This is a genomic window from Shewanella surugensis (assembly GCF_023284005.1).
Lineage (GTDB): Bacteria > Pseudomonadota > Gammaproteobacteria > Enterobacterales > Shewanellaceae > Shewanella > Shewanella surugensis.
Window position 1 is genome coordinate 39,033 of record NZ_JAKIKS010000002.1, and the last position, 22,481, is coordinate 61,513.

26 protein-coding genes, 2 pseudogenes and 1 other annotated feature are annotated in these 22,481 nt (G+C 39.0%); of the genes and pseudogenes, 7 read left to right on the plus strand and 21 right to left on the minus strand.

Annotation, left to right across the window (positions count from 1 at the left end):
• Nucleotides 1–59: 59 nt before the first annotated feature.
• Nucleotides 60–335 carry a trp operon repressor gene (gene trpR / locus L2764_RS00900; protein WP_248938360.1) on the minus strand — a complete coding sequence of 92 codons (276 nt, stop codon included), beginning with the start codon at nucleotides 333–335 and terminating at the stop codon, nucleotides 60–62.
• Between the two features lie 200 nt (nucleotides 336–535).
• Here trpR and L2764_RS00905 point away from each other — a divergent pair, with 200 nt between their 5' ends.
• Entirely contained in the window at nucleotides 536–1,009 is a 474-nt protein-coding gene (locus L2764_RS00905; protein WP_248938361.1) for a c-type cytochrome, read from the plus strand.
• Between the two features lie 80 nt (nucleotides 1,010–1,089).
• Here L2764_RS00905 and L2764_RS00910 read toward each other — a convergent pair whose 3' ends face one another.
• Nucleotides 1,090–1,761: a cytochrome b/b6 domain-containing protein gene (locus L2764_RS00910; RefSeq protein ID WP_248938362.1), complete on the minus strand. Its 672-nt coding sequence runs from the start codon at nucleotides 1,759–1,761 to the stop codon at nucleotides 1,090–1,092.
• A 300-nt stretch (nucleotides 1,762–2,061) separates the two neighbouring features.
• Between L2764_RS00910 and hpf the strand changes: the two genes are divergently transcribed.
• Nucleotides 2,062–2,424, plus strand: a complete 363-nt coding sequence (gene hpf, locus L2764_RS00915) for a ribosome hibernation-promoting factor, HPF/YfiA family (protein WP_248938363.1) — start codon at nucleotides 2,062–2,064, stop codon at nucleotides 2,422–2,424.
• A gap of 123 nt (nucleotides 2,425–2,547) precedes the next feature.
• Nucleotides 2,548–2,667 (plus strand) — a sequence feature (Phe leader region).
• Between the two features lie 35 nt (nucleotides 2,668–2,702).
• Complete coding sequence (gene pheA, locus L2764_RS00920) at nucleotides 2,703–4,691, plus strand: prephenate dehydratase (RefSeq protein ID WP_248938364.1); 1,989 nt, start codon at nucleotides 2,703–2,705, stop codon at nucleotides 4,689–4,691.
• A gap of 427 nt (nucleotides 4,692–5,118) precedes the next feature.
• Here the strand turns inward: pheA and L2764_RS00925 are convergent, their stop codons facing one another.
• From L2764_RS00925 to ffh, 8 genes are all read right to left on the minus strand, one after another.
• Complete coding sequence (locus L2764_RS00925) at nucleotides 5,119–5,469, minus strand: hypothetical protein (protein ID WP_248938365.1); 351 nt, start codon at nucleotides 5,467–5,469, stop codon at nucleotides 5,119–5,121.
• A gap of 256 nt (nucleotides 5,470–5,725) precedes the next feature.
• Entirely contained in the window at nucleotides 5,726–6,865 is a 1,140-nt protein-coding gene (tyrA, locus tag L2764_RS00930) for a bifunctional chorismate mutase/prephenate dehydrogenase (RefSeq protein WP_248938451.1), read from the minus strand.
• A 29-nt stretch (nucleotides 6,866–6,894) separates the two neighbouring features.
• Nucleotides 6,895–7,971 carry a 3-deoxy-7-phosphoheptulonate synthase gene (locus L2764_RS00935; protein WP_248938366.1) on the minus strand — a complete coding sequence of 359 codons (1,077 nt, stop codon included), beginning with the start codon at nucleotides 7,969–7,971 and terminating at the stop codon, nucleotides 6,895–6,897.
• Nucleotides 7,972–8,201: 230 nt separating this feature from the next.
• Nucleotides 8,202–8,555, minus strand: a complete 354-nt coding sequence (gene rplS / locus L2764_RS00940) for a 50S ribosomal protein L19 (protein ID WP_248938367.1) — start codon at nucleotides 8,553–8,555, stop codon at nucleotides 8,202–8,204.
• A 33-nt stretch (nucleotides 8,556–8,588) separates the two neighbouring features.
• Nucleotides 8,589–9,335, minus strand: coding sequence for a tRNA (guanosine(37)-N1)-methyltransferase TrmD (trmD, locus tag L2764_RS00945; protein WP_248938368.1), 747 nt, complete (start codon nucleotides 9,333–9,335; stop codon nucleotides 8,589–8,591).
• 15 nt (nucleotides 9,336–9,350) lie between these two features.
• Complete coding sequence (gene rimM, locus L2764_RS00950; protein ID WP_248938452.1) at nucleotides 9,351–9,881, minus strand: ribosome maturation factor RimM; 531 nt, start codon at nucleotides 9,879–9,881, stop codon at nucleotides 9,351–9,353.
• 20 nt (nucleotides 9,882–9,901) lie between these two features.
• Nucleotides 9,902–10,153, minus strand: a complete 252-nt coding sequence (rpsP, locus tag L2764_RS00955; protein WP_248938369.1) for a 30S ribosomal protein S16 — start codon at nucleotides 10,151–10,153, stop codon at nucleotides 9,902–9,904.
• Between the two features lie 344 nt (nucleotides 10,154–10,497).
• Nucleotides 10,498–11,871 carry a signal recognition particle protein gene (ffh, locus tag L2764_RS00960; protein ID WP_248938370.1) on the minus strand — a complete coding sequence of 458 codons (1,374 nt, stop codon included), beginning with the start codon at nucleotides 11,869–11,871 and terminating at the stop codon, nucleotides 10,498–10,500.
• Nucleotides 11,872–12,225: 354 nt separating this feature from the next.
• Between ffh and L2764_RS00965 the strand changes: the two genes are divergently transcribed.
• Entirely contained in the window at nucleotides 12,226–13,014 is a 789-nt protein-coding gene (locus L2764_RS00965) for a cytochrome C assembly family protein (RefSeq protein WP_248938371.1), read from the plus strand.
• 119 nt (nucleotides 13,015–13,133) lie between these two features.
• Entirely contained in the window at nucleotides 13,134–14,423 is a 1,290-nt protein-coding gene (locus L2764_RS00970) for an HlyC/CorC family transporter (protein WP_248938372.1), read from the plus strand.
• A 36-nt stretch (nucleotides 14,424–14,459) separates the two neighbouring features.
• Here L2764_RS00970 and L2764_RS00975 read toward each other — a convergent pair whose 3' ends face one another.
• From L2764_RS00975 to L2764_RS01015, 9 genes are all read right to left on the minus strand, one after another.
• Nucleotides 14,460–14,888: a hypothetical protein gene (locus L2764_RS00975; protein ID WP_248938373.1), complete on the minus strand. Its 429-nt coding sequence runs from the start codon at nucleotides 14,886–14,888 to the stop codon at nucleotides 14,460–14,462.
• A 61-nt stretch (nucleotides 14,889–14,949) separates the two neighbouring features.
• Nucleotides 14,950–15,369, minus strand: coding sequence for a hypothetical protein (locus tag L2764_RS00980; protein WP_248938374.1), 420 nt, complete (start codon nucleotides 15,367–15,369; stop codon nucleotides 14,950–14,952).
• Nucleotides 15,370–15,411: 42 nt separating this feature from the next.
• Complete coding sequence (locus tag L2764_RS00985; RefSeq protein ID WP_248938375.1) at nucleotides 15,412–15,840, minus strand: hypothetical protein; 429 nt, start codon at nucleotides 15,838–15,840, stop codon at nucleotides 15,412–15,414.
• 38 nt (nucleotides 15,841–15,878) lie between these two features.
• Nucleotides 15,879–16,319, minus strand: a complete 441-nt coding sequence (locus L2764_RS00990; protein ID WP_248938376.1) for a hypothetical protein — start codon at nucleotides 16,317–16,319, stop codon at nucleotides 15,879–15,881.
• A gap of 11 nt (nucleotides 16,320–16,330) precedes the next feature.
• Nucleotides 16,331–16,750, minus strand: a complete 420-nt coding sequence (locus tag L2764_RS00995) for a hypothetical protein (protein WP_248938377.1) — start codon at nucleotides 16,748–16,750, stop codon at nucleotides 16,331–16,333.
• 47 nt (nucleotides 16,751–16,797) lie between these two features.
• The gene (locus L2764_RS01000; protein WP_248938378.1) at nucleotides 16,798–17,277 is read right to left on the minus strand and encodes a hypothetical protein; all 480 of its coding nucleotides are present in this window, start codon (nucleotides 17,275–17,277) and stop codon (nucleotides 16,798–16,800) included.
• 68 nt (nucleotides 17,278–17,345) lie between these two features.
• Nucleotides 17,346–17,786, minus strand: coding sequence for a hypothetical protein (locus L2764_RS01005; protein ID WP_248938379.1), 441 nt, complete (start codon nucleotides 17,784–17,786; stop codon nucleotides 17,346–17,348).
• A 66-nt stretch (nucleotides 17,787–17,852) separates the two neighbouring features.
• Entirely contained in the window at nucleotides 17,853–18,272 is a 420-nt protein-coding gene (locus tag L2764_RS01010) for a hypothetical protein (protein ID WP_248938380.1), read from the minus strand.
• A gap of 119 nt (nucleotides 18,273–18,391) precedes the next feature.
• Nucleotides 18,392–18,832, minus strand: coding sequence for a hypothetical protein (locus tag L2764_RS01015; RefSeq protein WP_248938381.1), 441 nt, complete (start codon nucleotides 18,830–18,832; stop codon nucleotides 18,392–18,394).
• A 433-nt stretch (nucleotides 18,833–19,265) separates the two neighbouring features.
• On the opposite strand from L2764_RS01015, the gene L2764_RS01020 reads away from it, so the two are divergent.
• Nucleotides 19,266–19,982, plus strand: a complete 717-nt coding sequence (locus L2764_RS01020) for a phytochelatin synthase family protein (protein WP_248938382.1) — start codon at nucleotides 19,266–19,268, stop codon at nucleotides 19,980–19,982.
• Nucleotides 19,983–20,082: 100 nt separating this feature from the next.
• Here the strand turns inward: L2764_RS01020 and L2764_RS01025 are convergent, their stop codons facing one another.
• Nucleotides 20,083–20,436, minus strand: a complete 354-nt coding sequence (locus L2764_RS01025) for a RidA family protein (RefSeq protein WP_248938383.1) — start codon at nucleotides 20,434–20,436, stop codon at nucleotides 20,083–20,085.
• Between the two features lie 262 nt (nucleotides 20,437–20,698).
• Nucleotides 20,699–21,169 (minus strand): annotated as a pseudogene (locus L2764_RS01030) (ISAs1 family transposase); the annotation flags it as partial.
• An 86-nt stretch (nucleotides 21,170–21,255) separates the two neighbouring features.
• On the opposite strand from L2764_RS01030, the pseudogene L2764_RS01035 reads away from it, so the two are divergent.
• Nucleotides 21,256–22,398 (plus strand): annotated as a pseudogene (locus tag L2764_RS01035) (IS4 family transposase).
• Nucleotides 22,399–22,481: the final 83 nt, after the last annotated feature.

Sequence of the window (22,481 nt, forward strand, 5' to 3'; positions counted from 1 at the left end):
TAAGGGCCTCTATTCTGATTGTTAAATAGAGGCTTTTTTAAAAAAAAGACAATTTAACATTATAATATTAATGATTTTATTTTATTCTTTTTTTCTAATGGCATGTTTTTTAAATAATTTGAACACCGAGTAATTGTTGCAATACTAATTTGATATTCTTGCGCTATTTGTCTTTGGCTCATGTCACCATACAGTAGTGCTTGAAAAACTTTCAATCTGCTGGCTATTGCACTACGTTCATCTTCTGTTAGCAATAATTCAAATAAATCAATCAATCCATTATGATCATGATGGGAAGTTACTTTTTCTAACACTAAATTCCACTCTGCTCGCATGATGCCCCCACTCCTCCAGCACTAATAACTAAGTCGTATTGTAACAAGATTATTATTCAATACCCTATGAGTTTATGTATCCAAGTGCCTCTATTTTTACTCTTAAAAGAAAAAGAATATAAATTAAATAGAGTTAAATGTAACAATGTGACTACAATTACACCCAACTTAAAATAATATTAAAACAGTGAGTATTAACGATGAAAAACAAACTAACACTGAGGCTGCTGGCCTTTTTTACCAGCACCGTAATGGCCGCCAGTGTCGCCGATACGGCGCCAACGAATAACTTTAAAAAACCAGAAGATGCTGTTAAATATAGACAATCAGCCTTTAGTTTGATGGCCTATAATTTTGGTGACATTGGCGCAATGCTAAAAGGTAAAAAGCCTTATGATGCCGCTACGGTAACGGTACGCGCAGAAAATGTCGCCGCACTATCAAAACTGCCTTTAGAGGGCTTCATTCAAGTCAAAGGTTTAGATCAACGTGATGCGCTGAATAAAATCTGGGACGAAAAAGCCCGTTTCAATGAAAAAATGCAAACACTACAAAAAAATGCCAGCTTACTTGTAGTGGCTGCACAAAGTGGTGATAAAAGAGCGGTACAAAAAGCCTTTATGGAAACAGGAAAGAGTTGTAAATCTTGCCACGATAATTATAAACAAGATTAACGACATCGTTGATTAAAAATGAGGGGCTATTGACAGAAATAGACCCTTTCAACATAGCCACTCATTATCATTTTTACACCTTAGAGCATCGAAAGCAGAGGTATCACCCAATAATAAAAAATCACGCTACCAATAACCAAAAATGCCCCTAATGCGATAAAGGAAGAAACAAACTTTATTGGTTTATGTTGTGCTTTAACTGGTGATTTACTACCAGTGAACATCGCTGTGATTAAATTATCCCCTTTAAAAAGGTGCACTAATACCGCCAGTACATGCATACTCGAGAAGACCAATAATAAATCAAAGTTATTTTTATGTAGCCAAGTTAACCATGCCGAAGTACTGCTACTGACGTAACTAAACAGTGGACCTTCAGTAAAAATCTCATCTGTTGCAAATAAACCACTTACGAGCTGAATACAGAGTAGTAATATCAGTAACAACACCATATACCCGCCAATGGGATTATGCCCCAATGTGGGTTTGTGTTCGCTTCGAGACCATAAATACATCAAGGCTCTTTTCGGAGAAACCATAAAAAAAGAAAAACGTGCTGTGTCACTCCCTATCAATCCCCATATCAATCGACATAAAACCAAATTCAACAACACATATCCCAGTAACTGATGCCACTGCATCTCACCGACCGACGCCGTCCACCACAGTCCACCGATCAATCCCACCATTAACCAATGAAATAAGCGAGTAGGGACATCCCACACTTTAATGCTCAATCTAGTTTGATCCATATTGCCTTATTCTCTTAAAAATGAAACGCACCGCTTGAAAGGCATGTATCAATAAAAAATAGGTGGGTTTCATGTACAATGGAGGTGAAATAATCATAGCAACCTTAAGGTTATCCCATCAAATATGCACCGGTTTATGACAAGTTTCAAGGTAATTAGTGGAAATATTTTCTATTTTTGTCTAAGTGATCAAATAAAACGCGAACGATTAAAAATCACTAAAAAAATGTGATTTAGGTCACGACTTTTCCGAGAGAGGTTGGTAGTCTGAATTCAAGGAAACAACAGAAGGTTCGACATATGATAAAGATTACTAGTAAGCAATTTGACGTAACTGACTCTATCCGTGAACGTATTGAAAGCAGAATTGCCAAGCTTTCAAGGCACGATGTGCAGTTCCTTAATCCACATGTCATTATTATACAGGAGAAGCAAACCTTCAAAATCGAAGCCTCTGTTGGCATTCCTAATGCGACATTATTTGCACAGGCGAAAAGCGCAGACCTTTATGCCGCCATTAATGCAATGGGGCAAAAATTGGAAAAACAACTCAATCGCCAAACCCATAAACCTGAAAGCCAACGCCGAGCAACACTTAATTTAGAAGATGATGCGAGAGACGATGACTTTATCTATGATAATGAGGAGGAATACGCAGCTTGATTACATTACATTTACTTAAAAGCGTATCTTCGGATGCGCTTTTTACTTTATTCCCGTCAATATGACGACTTTATGACTTTTTGATTGACACTAAGCCAACAGGCTATTATTTTTAAGCCATGAAAACTTTCATCTACGATACTTTTACTTTCTTTTTTATACCTCCCCCCCTCAGAGGCGGATTTTCGGTATATAAACGAAAGTGAAAATTCCAAAGCCTCCTAAAACGGAGGCTTTTTTATTTTTAAAACAGCAAAAAATAGGATGTAGAGGCCAGAATGAGTAAACCACAACCCTTAAACCATACCCGAGAGCAAATTACTGCACTGGATAATGACTTACTCGCTTTACTGGCTAAACGACGAGAATTAAGCTTAGATGTCGCTCGTAGCAAAGAAGTGGATGTACGGCCCATACGAGACACAAAGCGTGAAAAAGAATTATTAGCTCGCTTAGTTAAACAAGGTAGAGAAAAAGGACTCGATGCACATTATGTCATTTCACTCTATCAAAGTATTATCGAAGATTCAGTGCTTAATCAACAGGCTTTTTTACACGGACGGGCTAATCCCGACACGCAAAAACCACAATATACGGCTGCTTATTTAGGTGCTAAAGGTTCTTACTCTTACCTTGCTGCCACCCGTTATTGCGCCCGCCGTCAAGTTGACATGCAAGAGTTCGGTTGCCAAAGTTTTGATGCTATCATTCAAGCCGTCGAATCGGGCCAAGCTGATTATGGTTTTCTACCCATCGAAAATACCTCATCGGGCTCCATTAATGAAGTTTATGATGTGCTACAACATACCAGCTTAGCTATCGTGGGCGAGACGACGATTGAAGTCGAGCATTGCTTACTCGTGCAATCAGGCAGCAACATTAATCACATTAAAACAGTTTACGCCCATCCACAACCGATCAGCCAATGCAGTCGTTATCTTGGACTTCACGGGCAACTTAAACTGGAATATTGTGCTAGTAGCGCTGAAGCAATGGAGAAAGTGAAGCAAAGTAAAACGGCAGATGTTGCTGCTATCGGCAGTGCAGAAGGAGGCTCGTTATATCAACTTGAAGCCATAGAAAAAGGGCTTGCTAACCAAAAAATAAACCAAAGCCGCTTTATCGTTGTCGCCCAGAAATCTGTAGACGTACCAGAACAATTACCTGCAAAATCAACTCTTATTATGGCTACGGGTCAAAAACCAGGTGCGTTAGTCGATGCACTTTCTGTATTAAAAGCACATAATTTGAACATGAGTAAACTCGAGTCTAGACCCATTGCTGGTACTCCTTGGGAAGAAATGTTTTACCTTGATATTGAAGCTAACTTATCTTCAAGTTCAATGACAGCTGCACTGAAAGAATTAGAAAAAATCACGCGCTTTATTAAAGTATTAGGCTGCTATCCGAGCGAATCTGTCAAGCCAACACATTTAGATCATCAGCAACTCATGCTCGGCAGCACTTCGGAGCAGCCTGAGAGACTAGCAACAACAGAAAATAGCCAACCCCTTCGTTACAGTAAAGCCTATAAAACCACACACACTCTCATAAAGTGCGGACAACTTGAATTTAATGCCGAGCAACCCGGCGCTATCATTCAAATTCAGTTACCCATAGAACCCAATGTATTTGAGCAACAAGTAAAGACATTAAAAGAATCGGGCTTTCAGGCAGTCCTCCTTCGAGGCTTGCACTTACAACAAGATGTAGAAAATGCCCTAGTCCAATTTAAAAAGTCATTGGATCATTTCAATCTCGCTTGTATCATTGTCATTGAATATGGATCTGACTTAACACTCGCTGCACATTATGGTGATATTTTATTTCTCGATGGTGCACAAATGTTTAATCAATCACTATTGACACAACTGGGTACTTTATTATTACCTGTCATTGTCGAACGGAATCATATGGCTAATACAGAAGCACTATTAACCGCCAGTAATACGGTATTAAGCCAAGGAAACCAACAGGTCATATTATGTGAGTCGGGTATCAACATGAACACGGGTATCAACATGAACAATAGTGAGCACATCTCATTAGACTTAGCCGGATTAGTCTCCTTGAAAAATGCCACACACTTACCCGTGATAACCAACCCCTGTTATGCGGTAGAAATGACTCAAATCAATACCTATATACCCGCCATTAAAAATTTACGCGCCGACGGTTTAGTACTTCACTTATCACAATCGACACAAGCCATTAATCCCGATGAAGTCAGCCAACTCAATGATATTTTACGTTCTCTTTATCATTAAAAGGCATTATTGAGCCACTTCCACTAAAAATGCCGCACATTATGCGGTATTTTATTCTGATAGTGCAGGTGAAATAGTATCAATAAAAGTGAAGGGGACTCTCGTATTCCCTTCGCCATCGGTATCTTCAGCGTCAACTGTTAATACTCCAGGCCATGACGCCTCCAAAGTTACGATACTGCGTCTCTGTCAGCGCCGTGTATTCAGCGGCAAATCATCATAACGACCATAGATTCATGCCTCAAGTGGCATCGTTAATTTGCTTAGCTAGATAGCAAGTGATCACTAGAAATTTCAACACAGATAGAAGCATAATTAAATCAATAGATGGAGGTATACATCAACAGCGAGGTAAGAGTCAGTCAGTAAACAATACAAACTCCCCTATTCTAGAGCTATACATTCAAACAACCCGCTTTTGATGGGCTCAAATTGAACGACCTTCGAGTAAACTCAACCAGCCTTTAAAAAGGCGAGCGGTGAACCATACTGTTCCCAGTAAATATAACGTCATACTCGCCCATGTTACTGTGAGGCTATAGCCTAAAAGTAATACTGCCAGTAAACCAAACATCGAACGTCGCTGCCAGCCTAAATGTGACTTCAATACATCTCCCATACCCGCTTCACGCTGTAACATATTAATCAGTAAACTGAATAAAGAGGGTAATAAAAGTAAAGGAAAGGCCGCCAGCAATCCATACAAAAAATGGCCTAAACTGGTATCTTCCTGCAGTTTTTCAACGGTAAGGTTTGATGTTGAAGTGATTAAGGTCATATATTTACTCCATAAAGGAAAAGCAGTTTAGGAGCAAATCCGTTCGTTTCCTAATATTAACTTTACTTTCTATTTTGCTTTTCTGCAACCTTCAGAATGTAACAAAAGGATCGAAACCACACTAATCGGCATATTTCTGGTCAATATTATTAACTCACCTAAGATATAAAAGAGCATCGAACTCTCTTTTATACCTCATAAGATAGTAATGCCAGCCCCCCCTTGATGGTCAGTAAATAATCACAGCATTATAATCTTAATCCGTTTTCATATCATTGACTGACTGCAACATAGCTCGACTCTCTTTTTGAAATTGAGGAGCGAAATCACCAAACCACTGTGAAACCACTTTAAACTGCTCAATGAAGCCCTCTCGATCACCACTCTTAAGTAAAAATAAAGCTTGAGTATAATTCTCCAAGTAGTCACTAATGACCGCAATACTCTCACGCTGCGAAAAAATGATATCCGCATAGAGCTCTGGACTTTGTGCAAATAATCGACCGACCATAGCCAATTCGAGTCTATAAATCGGTGAGCTAAATTGTAGTAAGGTTTCAATATCAGCCGACTCTTTACAAAGATTCAATCCATAAACAAAAGAAGAAAAATGGCGCATGGCTTGCACCAACTGCATAGATTTATCATGTTGTTGTGGTTCAGCTTCAACCAATCTTGCGCCCCAAATAGTGATTTGCTCAAGTAGCCATTGATAAGCCTCTGGCTTTCTACCGTTGCATACCACCACCACTTGTTTCGCCAAACTCCCGACATCGGGACCAAACATAGGGTGTAATCCTAAAACAGGACCGGAATGAGCCTCAAGCATCGCCGTCATTGGGGCCGATTTTATCGAGGTTAAATCCGCTAAAATACAGCTTTTTGGTAATTGAGTCAGCTTAGTGGCAATTAAATCACAGGTAATTTGAATAGGAACCGTCACAATAACTAGCCCCGCCCCAGCCAATAAGCTATCAGCTCTCTCCCAATCCTCTTTATCTAAAGATTTAACTTGATAACCTGACAAGGTCAGCATTTGTGAAAACAAGCCACCAAGCTGACCTTCGCCACCAATGACAACCACATGACCTAAATCAGGTTTAACTTGCTTAAAGCCAACGTCTTTTTCATTTTGATAAGACTCTCTCATCAAACGTCGTAAGATATCTTCAATTAATTGGGGGGACACATTCATTTTTTCAGCTTCACCACGCCGCTTCGCGAGCATTGCCGCTTCACGCTGAGGAGCATAAATAGGCAAGCCTGCCCCATGCTTAACAGCGCCAACTTGTGCCACCAAATCTAAGCGTTTTCTCAACAGGTGAATTAATTGTTGGTCAACACCATCAATCAAGCCCCTAAGGTTTTCCAGATCTGCCGTTGTTCTCTCATTCATTTGTTCTATTTCCATCAAGCATTCATCTGTTAAAGAGTATCAAATCGATGAGGCAAAGTAGACGATAAACTCTGGGCACCACTTCTCAGTAATATTTCCGTTGCTTGCCAATTAATACAAGCATCAGTGACTGACACACCATACGCTAATTCACTCATCGGCTTATCACTACTTTGATTACCTTCATTCAAATGACTTTCCAGCATCACGCCAATGATTGATTTATTTCCTTGACGAATTTGTTCAAAAACATCCTGACAGACTTGAGGTTGTTTATCATGAGCTTTCGAAGAATTACCATGACTACAGTCAATCACTAGCCTAGCATTAAGGTTTGCTGCGTGTAATTGCTTCTCACACTCCGCGACACTGTGTGCATCATAATTAGGCTCCTTACCACCGCGTAAAATAACGTGACCATCAGGATTACCTTCTGTCTTTAACAGCGCCACTTGACCCTGTTGATTAATCCCCATAAAGCGGTGACCGCTAGCCGCTGACTCTAACGCATTAATCGCTACTTGTAACTTACCGTCGGTACCATTTTTAAACCCGACTGGCATAGATAAACCCGATGCCATTTCTCTGTGAGTTTGTGACTCTGTCGTACGCGCACCAATCGCTGACCAAGTGACAAGCTCTGACATATATTGCGGACTGATAGGATCTAAAGCTTCGGTGGCGACTGGGAGCTCTAATTCGGCTAACCAAATCATCAGCTCTCTTGCTTGACGCAGCCCTTTGTCAACATTAAAAGACTCATCCATATCAGGATCATTAATCATGCCTTTCCAGCCCACGGTAGTACGTGGCTTTTCAAAATAAACCCGCATTAAAATAAAGAATTCATCACTCAATTCATCATGCAACGTCTTTAATTTTAATGCATATTCTTTTGCTGCATCCAGATCATGAATAGAGCAAGGTCCAGTAACAATAAGCACGCGATTATCGCGTTTATGCACAATATCAGCGACCGTTTTACGCGCATTTAATACATACTGGCAAGCATGATCCGATAACGGTAAAGCCTGTTTAAGCTCCTGCGGGCTAATTAACACCTCTTCAGAGGTAATATGTACATTATTAATGATGTCTTGTTGCATGAGGCCCACCTAAAGCTTGCTAATATTGTTGTAAACGATAAACTGTAGCAGTGTAACGCTACACCATTACACTGCCAAACAACTATGCCAGCAATACTCATTTTAAGCAAGGCATAATCTTGCTGTCAGCTGACAAAGAATGATGAAATCCACAAGTAACAGACACAAAAAACCGCCTCAAGGGCGGTCTTTTGTGCGAACACTGCATCTTTTTGTCTAACCAATAAACATTACTTGGTAGATAGTTTCTCACGGATCCGTGCAGATTTACCTGAACGCTCACGTAGATAGTAAAGCTTAGCACGACGAACACGACCGCGACGCTTAACTTCGATGCCTGCGATGATTGGGCTATGCGTTTGGAATGCACGCTCAACACCTTCGCCATTAGAGATTTTACGTACTGTGAATGCCGAATGCAGACCACGGTTACGCTTTGCGATTACAACGCCTTCAAAAGCCTGTAAACGCTCTTTTCCGCCTTCTTTTACACGTACTTTAACAACGACAGTATCACCTGCGCCGAATGCTGGTACGTCAGTTTTCATTTGCTCATCGTTGAGCATTTTAATGATGTTATTCATGAATAAACTCCATTCTAGTGTAACTGAACCTAACTAACCATGCTTGTTCATGGCGTCGACAAACTCCGTTAATAACATTGTTTGCTCGTCAGTCAGAGCTAGATTTTCAAATAATTCTGGCCTTATCAACAAGGTCTTACCCAGACTTTGTTGCAAACGCCAGCGTCTAATATGTTCGTGGTTGCCACTTAACAACACGGCCGGTACATCATGTCCATCCAAACATTCGGGACGCGTATAGTGTGGACAATCCAGTAACCCATCAGAGAAAGAATCTTGCTCTGCTGAAGCTTGCTTACCTAGCACGCCAGGTACCAATCTTGATACTGAATCTATCAAAGCCATCGCAGGGAGTTCACCGCCCGAAAGCACGTAATCACCTATCGACCACTCTTCATCCACTTCTGTTTGTATAATGCGCTCGTCAATACCTTCATATCGACCACACACTAAAACCAAACTCGATGATTTAGCTAACTCTTCAACGCCTTGCTGTGTAAGCTTGCGTCCCTGAGGAGATAAATAAATCACCTTTACATCTTCGCCTGCTGCAGCCTTAGCGGCATGAATGGCATCACGTAAAGGTTGCACCATCATTAACATTCCAGGACCACCGCCGTAAGGCCTGTCATCCACGGTATTATGTTTATCATGGGTGAAATCTCTCGGATTCCACGTTTGCAACGCTAAAAGGCCCTTGTTAACGGCCCGACCCGTTACTCCGAAATCTGTGACGGCACGAAACATCTCCGGAAACAGGGTTACAACCCCTAACCACATCTGCTGTACCTCGACTTAAAAGTCCGGATCCCAATCCACTAAAATCTGTTTTGCCGATAGATCCACTGTTTTAATGAATTGCTCGGTGACAAAGGGGATCATACGTTCCGCTTTACCAAAGCCATCTTTCGCATTAGCTTTAACAAGGAGTACATCATTTGATCCTGTTTCCACGATCTCCTGCACTTTTCCCATGTTATAACCATTAGTATTCACCACTTCACAGCCAATAAGATCACGCCAATAGAATTCATCTACGGGCAAATCAAGCATGTTTTCAGCAGGGATCGCAATCTCACAGTTAGTGAGCATTTGCGCTCTTTCCCGCGTATTAACACCTTCAAGTTCAGCAATAACGGCCTTACCTTGAAAACGCCATTGAGTGACTTTAACTTCGCGCCATTCACCTTGCTCTTTTATTAACCAAGGAGAATAGTCAAAAATACCTTCAACAGAATCGGTATAGGTAGTGATCTTCAACCAACCTTTAATGCCGTGACAGGAACCTAATTTTCCTAACACAACGGGTTCTTGTTTACTGCTCATCATCTATACCTTCAACGCCATTAAGCCGCAGCTTTTTGTGCGTCTTTGATCAATTTTGCTACGCGGTCTGAAGTGCCAGCACCATTAGCAACCCAATGCTCAACACGATCAAGATCTAAACGTAATGTTTCTTCTTGACCACGAGCTAATGGGTTAAAAAAGCCAACGCGCTCGATGAAACGACCATCACGAGCATTACGGCTATCAGCAACTACGATATTATAAAATGGACGCTTTTTTGCGCCGCCACGAGCTAAACGAATGGTAACCATGCGTTTTATTCCTCTAATGATTTGCTTTTATAAAAGCAAAAATAAAAACTGATCCTCCGTGTTCGCGAAGAGTATCAGATAGAAAGCCGGAAGATTTTACCCTACTTCACGGCGAATGCAACAAAATTAGACATTTTTACCACGGATATATTGTCTCGACGCCAAATAATGCGACATGAGATACCAATACAGTCTCATTATCTGGATAAATTGAAACTCAATCTGGAAAAGATAAAAGGGTAAAAGCACATCGGGCTGATGTGCTTTTTTAGTATACTCAAATCCAATTTAAGCTGATGAGTTCCAGCAAGACGTTCAATCTGACATATTGACGACTGGGTATATTAACGGCCTGGCATTTTCATTCCAGGGGGTAACATACCACTCATACCTCGCATCATTTTTTTCATTCCTCCTTTCGAGGACATTTTCTTCATCATTTTTTGCATCTGTGAAAATTGCTTCAATAATCGATTCACATCTTGTATTTGAGTACCGGATCCAGCTGCAATTCGACGTTTCCTAGAACCTTTAATAATATCTGGACGCTGACGTTCAACAACCGTCATTGAACCAATAATTGCTTCCATTTGCCCTGTCATTTTTCCATTTTGTACTTGGGCTAATGCTTCAGGAGGAAGCTGACCGACACCGGGAAGTTTTTCGATCATATTCATCATTCCTCCCATGTTTTTCATTTGAGAAAGCTGCTCCCGAAAGTCTTCTAGGTCAAAATTGCCGCCTTTTTTGACTTTAGCAGCTAACTTCATGGCTTTATCTTGATCAACGCCACGCTCAACATCTTCAATCAATGAAAGAACATCACCCATCCCTAAGATACGTGAAGCAATACGATCGGGATGAAAAGCCTCTAAGGCATCAGTTTTCTCACCCACACCTAAGAACTTAATCGGTTTTCCCGTAATATGACGTATCGATAGCGCCGCACCACCTCGAGCATCACCATCAACTTTCGTTAATACAACCCCTGTTAAAGGTAACGCTTCATTGAATGCTTTTGCTGTAGTAGCCGCATCTTGACCTGTCATCGCATCAACGACAAATAAGGTTTCAACGGGATTTACCGCTGAGTGCAAGTCTTTAATTTCATCCATCATTGCATCATCGACGTGTAAACGACCTGCGGTATCAAGGATCACCACATCGATAAATTTAAGTTTGGCATGAGCAATTGCGGCATTCGCAATATCAAGAGGCTTTTGACTCACATCAGAGGGGAAAAACTCGACTTCAACTTCTGCAGCTAATGTTTCAAGCTGTTTAATTGCCGCAGGGCGATACACATCCGCACTAACCACCAGAACTGACTTTTTCTCACGCTCACGTAAGAATTTTGACAATTTTGCCACACTGGTGGTTTTACCTGCACCTTGAAGACCTGCCACCATAATCACAGCAGGCGGCTGCATGGATAAATCCAACGCTTCATTCGCCTCGCCCATGGAATTTTCTAATTCACTTTGGACAATTTTGATAAAGGCTTGACCTGGGCTTAAACTTTTTGAGACTTCTTGTCCAACAGCACGCTCTTTAACGCTATTAACAAACTCTCGTACCACAGGCAGGGCCACATCGGCCTCAAGAAGTGCCATGCGGACTTCCCGCAGTGTATCCTTAACATTCTCTTCGGTTAAGCGACCACGGCCACTGATATTTTTCAGAGTGCGTGACAATCTGTCAGTTAAGTTCTCAAACATTATCCAGTTCTTACCGTTTAATTTTAATATAGATAGGAGTGTATTATAGCGATGCCCAGACATTATGCTACTGCATCACACAATAATCCTAAAAAGTGAATAACATTCATTTGTTAGAATTGAGAACTAACACAAAGAATCAATTCGATTTTACGCGTATTGTTATTGTTCAAAAGTATCCTGATCATGTTATCCTAGCTGAAAATACGATTGTGTAAAAATGATACATAGAACAATATAAAGCACATTAGATCCAACAATCACCTTGGCATTTTCAGCGATGCACTTGGAATCATGCGCCGCTATTGGATTTTATAACTCGTGAATATCAACAAAATCATAGGCTAATACTTAATGATTATTTTTTCAGCTTCGGCCATATTGTTTTATTTTCTGGCTTTGGTTTTGATCGCTAGTAAGCTCTTTCATCGCGACGGTCCTAATCGCTACCTTGTTGCTATTGTTGTTGCTATTGCTGTAGGGCTGCACGCTGCTGCCTTATCAGAAGCCATTTTTACCGAAAATGGACAAAATTTCAGCCTAACCAATGTCATTTCTCTGGTTAATTGGATTATCGCCTTTAGTTTTACTCTGTTAATCTTTAGAGTTAAAGTCATTGTGGTGCTGCCCGTCGTCTATGCATGCTCCATATTATCGGTGGCCTTACTATGGTTAGTCCCCCCCAAACTTATCATTCATTTTGAATTGTATCCAGAAGTCTTGGCTCATGTCATTTTATCCTTAATGGCGTACAGTGCTTTGATGATTGCGGCGTTATATGCCATACAATTAGCCATCATTCAACACAAATTAAAAAGTAAACAGCTGATTTTAAGTCCTTCTATTCCTCCATTAATGACGGTTGAGAAACAACTTTATCACTTAGTCGTTATCGGTGTTATCTTACTCAGCCTTGCCTTAGCGACTGGTTTTATTTTTCTAGATGATATGTTTGCAGACGGTAAAGGACACAAAACCTTATTATCTATGTTGGCTTGGCTAGTTTATATCGCCATGTTAGCACAGCAATATTGGGTAGGATGCAGGATTAGAACAGCGGTTATCTACACTCTATCAGGTGCCACTTTATTGTCATTAGCTTATTTTGGTGCTCGAATTGTTAAAGAGCTTATTTTAAAATAAGCTTAATTTTCATTAATATCTGGCTCTTTTGTGAAGACATGTTGTCTTTATTTTAATGGATCCTAATATTAAATTTTGATTTATTTTCTTGACCATTACCCCCTTTAACGGAGCCCTTTTTGGACGCGATACATACCAGTGCACTTTTTATTATTCTATTAGTGTTAATCATACTGTCAGCCTACTTTTCAGGCTCTGAAACCGCAATGATGACCCTTAACCGCTATCGACTTCGTCATTTAGCATCCAGTGGTCATAAGGGAGCCCTACGGGCCATCAAATTACTGGAACGTCCAGATAGATTAATTGGACTCATTTTAATCGGTAATAACTTAGTTAATATCTTAGCTTCAGCCATTGCCACTATTATCGGGATCCGTTTATATGGTGATATGGGTGTCGCTATCGCGACAGGGGTTTTAACACTAGTGGTTCTGGTTTTCGCCGAAGTAACCCCTAAAACCGTTGCCGCTTTGCATCCTGAACGCATTGCCTTTCCTTCAAGTATTATATTGCAACTACTATTAACCGTACTCTCCCCGATTGTTAAAGCCGTCAATCTCATTACGTCTGGTTTTTTACGCTTAATGTGCATTCACTCCCAAGGAAGTAGTGACGCGCTAAGCCAAGAGGAGTTACGTACCGTAGTGCATGAAGCAGGGGCATTAATTCCAAGACGACATCAGGAAATGTTATTATCTATTTTAGATCTCGAAAAAGTCACCGTTGAAGACATTATGGTCCCCAGAGCGGAACTTTATGCCATTAATATCAATGCTGATTTTAAATTAATTAATAAACAAGTTATCCAAAGCCCGCACACTCGCATATTACTCTATCGAGATAAAATTGATGATGCAGTCGGTTTTGTTCATGTTCGTGATGCACTGCGATTACAATCAAAAGACCAATTTAGTAAGTCATCATTGTTAAGGGCCGTCAAAGAGCTGTATTTTATCCCTGAAGGCACTCCGCTAAACGTACAATTGACTAATTTTCAGCAAAATAAAGAACGAATTGGTATGGTTGTTGATGAATATGGTGATATTCAAGGCTTAGTCACACTTGAAGATATTCTTGAGGAAATCGTGGGGGATTTCACAACTTCAATGCTCCCGACTCCAAGCGAAGAAATTAGAAAACAACAAGATGGCAGCTATTTAATCGAAGCGACTATTAATATTAGAGAACTAAATAAAGAAATGGATTGGCACTTCCCTATTGATGGTCCAAAAACGCTTAACGGTTTAGTCGTTGAGTATATGGAAGAGATCCCAAAACCCAATACCAGTATGAGAATTTCAGGTTATCCTATTGAAGTCGTTGATGTGGGAGAAAATAGGGTTAAAACTGTCAGGGTGATCCCTCAGCACTATAAGAAAAGCACAACAGGGCTCCTCAAAAAATAGACACAACAAGAACGCGTCAATATGCACTCCATAACCTTAAGGATTATTCTTTCTGTTCGTTATAATATAACTACCTGTATTTTGACGAACATTGGGTTTAAGTTCACCATGAGTTTGAGTAAAAATATATTTTCCCGTCAATGAAGTGTCACAAGCAAAGATAATTTTTGACTGACTGGGTTCAGGGCCTTGAGTTAATGTTGAAATAAGTACCGCAACTTCAGGTGCTAATAATTTATACTGGAAGGCCCCTTGATTAAGCTCCCGCGTTTCTAAGCTCACATCTTTTACAGTACTAGCAGTGAATGTCAGCTCTTGCAACCCTCCGGCTTTAGGGTTTGAGGGTTGATAAAATTGATCAATCTCCAAGATAATACGCCAACTAGATAAATTTGCAGGTAATTGACAATCTTTCGCCATTATATTAAATGGCACAAAAATTAAAAACCAACATACACTTTTCATAAGCCCCCCTTAAACTTAAAATCGACTTACTCATCTTACATCACTCTATTTATTAAGATTTTTATTTAAAAATATATCGACCAGTATTTTGTCGTACCTCAGGCTTTACTCTCCCCTGAAAAGTACTAAAGATATAATATCCTGAGATATCCGTTTGACACACAAATGTTTCTGTATAATGTGCTCTTACCCCTTCTTTTACTTCTTCAACACTTATCTCTGCTAAGTCCCTTTCGTAACGATGGTATTTATACTCACCTCCAATTATTTCACCCGTTTTCAATACTTTAGATAAGTAGGATTTTTCCTTGAAAAACATTTCAATAATATTATCCGCATATGGATTACTCTGAGATGGTAAGCCATATACTCGCAATAATAAGCTTTTACCCACTAAGCTTATGGGTAACTGACACTCTTGAGCGATACATTTAGCCAATAAGCTAAACAACATCATCCCAGATAAAAGAAGTACTTTCAAAAACTCTCCCCCCATAAAATAGTCATAACAATGATCCATTATTTACTGAACTGATTTAATCACATAAGTACCTATATCATGGGGAGCAGTGACTTGTTCAGGTCCTTGCCTCAAACTAAATATAACAAACCCCATTCGATTGGTTTTGCATACTAATGTTTTAGAGTACAGTGCTAAATTAGCCCCAGTACCTTCCCTGACATTAAAACGAGCAAACTTGGGTAAAAAACGTTGATAATCATAACTTCCAGTAAAGGCTTCACCAGTGTCTAATACTTCAATGGTATAGGTTTTATCACTAAATGTAGATTCGAGCAGCATTCCAGCCATAGTATTACTTGGAGAATAAACCGTTGAAATGTTAAATAAAAACGTAATACCATTTAAACTTTCAGGTAGTTCACACACCTTGGCTTGCGCTTTAAATAGGCTTGCAAACATGATTAGCAGCACAAAAAGTAAATATTTCACCCCTCCCTACTCCTCTAAGAATAAACCAAGCTAATCACTTAGTTTTTATGCTTTCTCAAAATATACTTCCCCGTTATTTGGCTCTTAGATACACCCGGGATACTAATATTCATTTCGGGTGTATAAATGAGTTGACCAATAAAATCAGATTGACACACAAGTACATTTCTATATTGCCGAACCATAGATATCTCATCCCTATAAACGTCAATAAAAGCCACATCGGGCGTAAATAACTGATAACGGTACTTCGCTTTAAAGTGTTTTCCTGTTACCAAGCTTTTATCTTCAAAACTATATTTCAAAAATGATAACTCTCTAAACACCATCGCATCAGGGCTAACCTTATAACTCATGCCACTTATTCTAAATAACAAAGTATAATTTTCTAAGTTTTGTGGCAAATTACATTGCTTAGAAACAGCTTCCACATGAAAAAAAACTAACGCAATAAATAACAAGCGTACCCAATTATTCATACTAGTCGTCCTTACTTTTGTATAATAAATACGCCTGTATTTTGCCTTATATCGGATACCCCCTCGTTCTTTTTTTGACTAAAAATCGTATAACCAATGGTATCGGTTTCACATACAAAAGTATTAGAATAAACAGTCAGTTTGGCTTTACTGCCTTCTAATACACTAAATCGAGCTAACATTGGAGTAAGTTGGCGATATTGATAAATTCCACTTCGGCTTTGTTTCGTATTTAAGATCGTAACTTGATAACTTTTCTTCTCAAATACATATTCAAGAACCATATCTGCCAGCACATTATTAGGAGAGTACATCCCATTGACTCTAATGAGTAAAGTCAGTCCATTCAAACTCACCGGTAACTGACATTTACCCGCAACACCTAGATCACTAAACGTCATCAACAATATAAATACACCCCAACGCCGCATTCTTCCTCCTCAATGACATAACCATTCTGGAAAATGGTTAATTTCTATTACCGCAATATATATAACCCTGTATCACGATGGACATTTGGCATTCTTTCACCATGTTCTAAGCTATAAATGAAATACCCTTGAATATCACTGATACAAACTAATAAAATTTGATATTTTGATACTAAGTTTCCTACAACTTCTTTTATACTAATGATAGCTAAATCCTTATCTATAACCTGATAATCATAATTACCAGGAAAAACATACTGGCTTTGAATCACATTATTAATGAAGCTCTTTTCCTTAAAATGAAATTCAATTAAGCCTATGACTTCTGGACTATAAAGAGAATATTCTTCATCTACCGAAAAAAGAATCATCTTTGTATTAAGACTTTGAGGAACACTACAATCTGTTTTAAATTCTGCATACGAAAAACACACAGGTATCTGCGATAAAAAAATAAGCAATACTGTTTTTATACATATATTCATCAATCGCGATGCTACCCCTCTCATTTTTAATGGCTTTTTCACGATTACTGGCTTGATATAAGCACATTAATGGCAATCAATATAGTCACACTAATATAAACATTATAGATTCAATTTAACAATAGAATAGCAGGCTCAATTATATAATCACCGGTATTTTGCCTTCTATCAGGTTTCATTACCCCTTGGGATTGGCTAAAAATATACTTACCACTAAAATTATTTTTACACATTAGTATCATTCTAAAAATAGCTCTATCGTCACCTTCAATTAACTGAGCCTCAACAAGAGCAACACCAGAGGCAATAATGCGATATTGGTAAGCACCCTGACTTGTAATACCTTTTCTTAACTCCGTAGCCGTTAGGTTTTTCTCCGTAAAATTTACCTGCTGGATCCCTCCCGCATTTGGATTTGAAGGTATATACATTTCATTCATCATAAAAAGTAACTGACTTTTATTTAGACTCTTGGGCTGCTGGCAACCTTCTGCTAAACTAGTTTTTGAAAAAATAAATAATACAATAATTATTAAAACGTTACATTTCATAAAATATACCCGCCTTAGAAATTAATCACCTACCAGAAGATAATCCATATTAGATTAACTCATGAATTATTTACGAATAACATAAATACCAGTATTTTGACGAACATCAGGCTTAATGGTGCCTTTAGTTTGGCTAAAAATAAAATATCCAGTGGTATTGGTTTCACAAACAAAAGTTTCAGTATACAGAGATAAATCATCACCCACGCCCTCTCGCATGTTAAGCTGGCCTAAGTTCGTATCTAAATGTGTATAACGATACGAACCCTCAACACTCTCTCTCGTATTCATAATGGTACTTTTATAGTTAAGTCGATTAAATGTCATTTCCTGTAATGTTCCCGCCATCGGATTTTCTGGAGAATAGTTACCATCGACCCTGATCAATAATGTTAACCCTGTAAAACTTTTAGGCATAGAACAACTCTCAGCGGCAGTTTGCCCGACAATACAGACAAATAAAAATAAGCTAAACAATAGCTTCATGTTTTACCCTTATGTTTAATACGCTATGAAAAGTGTAGATGAAATTGGTGCCCTGAGCGGGTATTTTTACAAAAATAATCCAGTGGTCATGTAGAATATCTCGGTAACTGCATGCTACATCATTTGTAAATAACATAGCGCTCGATCATAATACCGAGTTGTGGTCCACCTTTCCCTGCTGTCGGAGCATAAGTATAGCTCCCTTCATAACCCGTTTCACATATTAGAGTCAGACTATATTGTAATATATCCGCCCCAAAGAACTCCCTTGTTTTGATCTGAGCAACATTACTGGTTAATTTCCTATAAGTGTATTCACCCATAAAGTTTCGATTTTTTCGATGACCGATTGCACGATAGCTTTGCTGGTAAAATGTCATTTCTATCACATCATTTTCAAATAACCCGATATAACTATACTCTTCACCCACAGATAAAATAAGAGTCAAGCCATCCATAGCTTTTGGTAATTGACACTCTTCCGCTTTAAGTAAAGTATTGTGTAACAATAAATATAGAAGGAGTAGTATATTCAGTGTTAATTTATCTGTAGGAGCCATTTATCACACCCAAAATAAGTAAACTGCTCTAAGTGTAGAAGAGGGATATTATATTGACTATTCAATACATCACCTTCACTTTTAACACGAGTTAGAAACCTTATCTACAGGAAAACACAACGTAAAAACCAAAGTTCAATAACTTGTTACAATCACAATGGATATTAAAATTTGACTGCAAACCGCAACTAAAAATACATTATACAAACAAATTATAATGATAAAATATAAAACCTCATAAAATCATATGATAACAAAGTTTTAATTTTGTATTTTAGTTGTATTCTGTATACATAATAATAAAATATCACAGCAGAAAAGTATGAAGAATAAAAGCTGAAGTATGACTAGCCAAAAGTCTACTATAAAAAATTATTGTACCCTCATATTGTCACAACACTTTATTAGTCATTACTCAATAATCGGTATTATCATGCGCCAAAAAATCCTGTTTTTTATCAGCCTAACTTTACTCACACTCACTGTACAAGCCAATAATCTCCCAGATTTATCACTCGATAATAATCTTATCCCGTTTAATTCAATCAAAGGTAAAACATTTTTACACCGTAGCCAGCATAAAAATGATGTCTTTAATCTCATTCCCTATTTCAGCACGCAACAAACATTAACGTATTGCGGACCAACAAGCGCCTCAATGGTACTAAATGCGTTAAACATTCCTCGCCCAACATCGTTGTTATTAGCACCTTATCAAATTTTTGAACAAGATAATTTCTTTACACCAGACGTATTGAACATTGCCACACCCGCTCATGTTGGGATGGGTGGCATGACCATTGATGAATTATCCAGTGCGATCAAAACATTTAAGCTCAAAGTAAACTTACAACGAGGTTCGCAGATCAGTGAAACCGATTTTCGTCAAGATGCGATCAAAGCTGTAAGCTCGGATACACAATTTATTATTGTTAATTATCATCGTAAAGCGCTCAATCAAATCGGTTCAGGGCATTTTTCTCCATTAGCCGCTTATGATGAAAAAAGTGACCGCTTCTTATTACTTGATGTTTCTCGTTTCAAATACCCAGCCATTTGGGTAAATACAGCAGACTTATACCAAGCGATAATAAGCACTGCTGATTTAAACGCAGGATCAAGCCGTGGTTATTTATTAATTAATCAGTAATGATTTAAACATGACAGAAAAATCAAAGTAAAAATTAACGATTGCTTTAATTAACTTAGAAAATGAGAGCATGGATGCACTCTCAAATTATTGAAAGAAACTATATTATCTCCGCCGCAATCACTGAAATTTCAACCAATAATTCCGCTCTCGCCATTTTAGCTTCTACACACGCTCTTGCAGGTGCATAACCTTCAGGGACCCAAGTATCCCAAACCGCATTCATTTCGGCAAAAGACTGCATATCTTTAATATAAATCGTCGCAGATAAAATATGATTTCTATCACTTCCCGCTTCAATTAATAGTCTATCAACTTTATCTAGCATGCTCATCGTTTGTTCTGTCATTCCTTGATTAGCATCTTTACAAACCTGACCACACAAGTAAATCGTTCCATTGTGCTTCGTAATCCGGCTCATTCTCGCTTTTGTTTGTATTCTCTCAATGCTCATAGTGAAGCTTACCTTATCGTTACTATCATTCAGACAGTCTGCATATTAACGACTCATTCACCTTAACGCGAGCCAATAAGAAAGAGTGCAATAAAATGGATAAGTTAACCTCAGTCAAGTTAAGAAATACAGAAAAATAGAGACTAATTATCAATAAACTGCTCAGCTTGGGATCGAACACGTATGGCCAGCCGAGCTTTTTCAAACACAGATACAGCCAATAACAATAACAAAGTCCCCTTATGTGAGCTATCCCCCACGGCTAGCGCATTTTAACCCCAGATTCTAGCAGGGTTGAACGATACTCATCGTCTAGTCCTGCCGTCTTCTTTTTGCGGGCCGTACTCGCTGATTTACTTGTGTCTTTTTTAAATAGCGCTAGCGCTATTTTTCTCATGATATTAAAGGCCAATGCACCATTACCAGTCCTTATTCGAGACTCATCTTCTCTAAACGTCATATCTAGCATCCAGTGCATGCTTTCAACTTGCCAATGACTACGCACTGCTCGAGCTCCCAGTGCTGCATCCAGTCCTAATGAACTGATATACCACCGTGTTTCTGTTGTCTCTTTCCCTGTCGACTTTTCATGGACTTCAGAGTCCATCATGATGACACTTTTTAAACCTGACCACCGATACTCCTTACTTAACCAAGCTGGGTTAAGTACAAATTGAGTACAGTGTCGAGTCTCAATTCGACCATGGCCACTGTCGACTTCGGTATATTCACTCTTATCAATCCCCTCATAAAAACTAAGCGTGACAAGGGTTGTTGGTTGTGGCAGTCTCTTTTTACCCATTTTCATTTAATAATCTGATGCTTACCCACGATAAAATTAATCAACATATAGACAATATTTTTGGCCATGATATGTACGCAAAGCGTGTTCATTCTTTAGCAAATGCCACCCACGGCGTTATTCAAAAAGGCTCATTGGCTATTCATACCATTGGTAAAGGCTTAGCAACAGTCAAAAAACTCAAACCCAAATCATCTATAAAACAAGTTGACCGCTTACTCAGCAATCCCAAATTGAATGTTTGGTCATTATTTACCTCTTGGGTGCCTTATGTGGTTGGTGCTCGCAAACAAATCGTGGTGTCTCTTGATTAGACGGAGTTTGATAGCGATGAGCATTCCAGCATCGTACTGAGCATACAAACAAAACACGGTAGGAATACACCGTTACTGTGGAAAACTCATCGTCGCCATGGGCTTAAAGGTAATCGCAATCATTACGAAGATGAGTTATTGGTCAAACTCAGAGAAGTGATCCCACAAGATGTCCGAGTCACGGTTGTTGCAGATAGAGGCTTTGGCGATACCGCATTATTTAACTTTATCCAGCATGAATTGCATTTCGATTTCATTATCCGGATAAAATCTAACATTAAAGTTACGGATGCCTCAGGGGCGTTATTTCCTATCAAAGAATGGCTATTGCCAAGTGGTTGAACTAAGACGCTTAAGCATGTGCAAATAACGGGTAACAGACAAGATGTTGCCAGGGTTATTTGTTGTAAAAAGAAAGACATGAAAGAAGCTTGGTATCTTGCTTCGAGTCGAAATGATCTAGCCAGTAGTAAGATATTGACTTTATATGGAAAACGCTGGGGAATAGAAACGACATTTAGGGATATCAAGGATGACCGATTTGGCATGGGAATGAGTGCAACCTATACTCGCTCACCCACTAGAAGAGATAGATTATTTTTGCTTAGCGCGATAACGATAGGTTTACTGACGCTCTTAGGGAAAGCGGGTGAGGATGCGGATTTAGAGAAGATATTGAAGGCGAATACCAGCAAAACGCGCACTTATTCATTATTCCGCCAAGGGCGTGAATATTATGAATTGTTACCTGGAATGCGAGAAGAATGGGCAAAGCCATTGATGGATAATTTTAATCGATACCTTGAACAACATCATATATATCGATCAATATTCGGCATTATTTAAAGATCAAAAAATGAGGGGATCTCTAAGATATGGTACTTACAATCCCAACGTGTATGGGACAAACTCTTAAGGTCTCGCATAGG

Excerpts from the sequence above, each read along its gene's own strand:
- L2764_RS01005 (WP_248938379.1), bottom strand. The coding sequence starts at position 17,786 with ATGAAATGTAACGTTTTAATAATTATTGTATTATTTATTTTTTCAAAA.
- L2764_RS01025 (WP_248938383.1), bottom strand. The coding sequence starts at position 20,436 with ATGAGCATTGAGAGAATACAAACAAAAGCGAGAATGAGCCGGATTACG.
- L2764_RS00990 (WP_248938376.1), bottom strand. The coding sequence starts at position 16,319 with ATGAATAATTGGGTACGCTTGTTATTTATTGCGTTAGTTTTTTTTCAT.
- L2764_RS00975 (WP_248938373.1), bottom strand. The coding sequence starts at position 14,888 with ATGAAAAGTGTATGTTGGTTTTTAATTTTTGTGCCATTTAATATAATG.
- L2764_RS00905 (WP_248938361.1), top strand. The coding sequence starts at position 536 with ATGAAAAACAAACTAACACTGAGGCTGCTGGCCTTTTTTACCAGCACC.
- L2764_RS01015 (WP_248938381.1), bottom strand. The coding sequence starts at position 18,832 with ATGGCTCCTACAGATAAATTAACACTGAATATACTACTCCTTCTATAT.
- pheA (WP_248938364.1), top strand. The coding sequence starts at position 2,703 with ATGAGTAAACCACAACCCTTAAACCATACCCGAGAGCAAATTACTGCA.
- L2764_RS00925 (WP_248938365.1), bottom strand. The coding sequence starts at position 5,469 with ATGACCTTAATCACTTCAACATCAAACCTTACCGTTGAAAAACTGCAG.
- L2764_RS00995 (WP_248938377.1), bottom strand. The coding sequence starts at position 16,750 with ATGCGGCGTTGGGGTGTATTTATATTGTTGATGACGTTTAGTGATCTA.
- L2764_RS01020 (WP_248938382.1), top strand. The coding sequence starts at position 19,266 with ATGCGCCAAAAAATCCTGTTTTTTATCAGCCTAACTTTACTCACACTC.
- rimM (WP_248938452.1), bottom strand. The coding sequence starts at position 9,881 with ATGAGCAGTAAACAAGAACCCGTTGTGTTAGGAAAATTAGGTTCCTGT.
- rpsP (WP_248938369.1), bottom strand. The coding sequence starts at position 10,153 with ATGGTTACCATTCGTTTAGCTCGTGGCGGCGCAAAAAAGCGTCCATTT.
- trpR (WP_248938360.1), bottom strand. The coding sequence starts at position 335 with ATGCGAGCAGAGTGGAATTTAGTGTTAGAAAAAGTAACTTCCCATCAT.
- L2764_RS00935 (WP_248938366.1), bottom strand. The coding sequence starts at position 7,971 with ATGCAACAAGACATCATTAATAATGTACATATTACCTCTGAAGAGGTG.
- tyrA (WP_248938451.1), bottom strand. The coding sequence starts at position 6,865 with ATGAATGAGAGAACAACGGCAGATCTGGAAAACCTTAGGGGCTTGATT.
- L2764_RS00965 (WP_248938371.1), top strand. The coding sequence starts at position 12,226 with ATGATTATTTTTTCAGCTTCGGCCATATTGTTTTATTTTCTGGCTTTG.
- trmD (WP_248938368.1), bottom strand. The coding sequence starts at position 9,335 with ATGTGGTTAGGGGTTGTAACCCTGTTTCCGGAGATGTTTCGTGCCGTC.
- rplS (WP_248938367.1), bottom strand. The coding sequence starts at position 8,555 with ATGAATAACATCATTAAAATGCTCAACGATGAGCAAATGAAAACTGAC.
- hpf (WP_248938363.1), top strand. The coding sequence starts at position 2,062 with ATGATAAAGATTACTAGTAAGCAATTTGACGTAACTGACTCTATCCGT.
- ffh (WP_248938370.1), bottom strand. The coding sequence starts at position 11,871 with ATGTTTGAGAACTTAACTGACAGATTGTCACGCACTCTGAAAAATATC.
- L2764_RS00910 (WP_248938362.1), bottom strand. The coding sequence starts at position 1,761 with ATGGATCAAACTAGATTGAGCATTAAAGTGTGGGATGTCCCTACTCGC.
- L2764_RS01010 (WP_248938380.1), bottom strand. The coding sequence starts at position 18,272 with ATGAAGCTATTGTTTAGCTTATTTTTATTTGTCTGTATTGTCGGGCAA.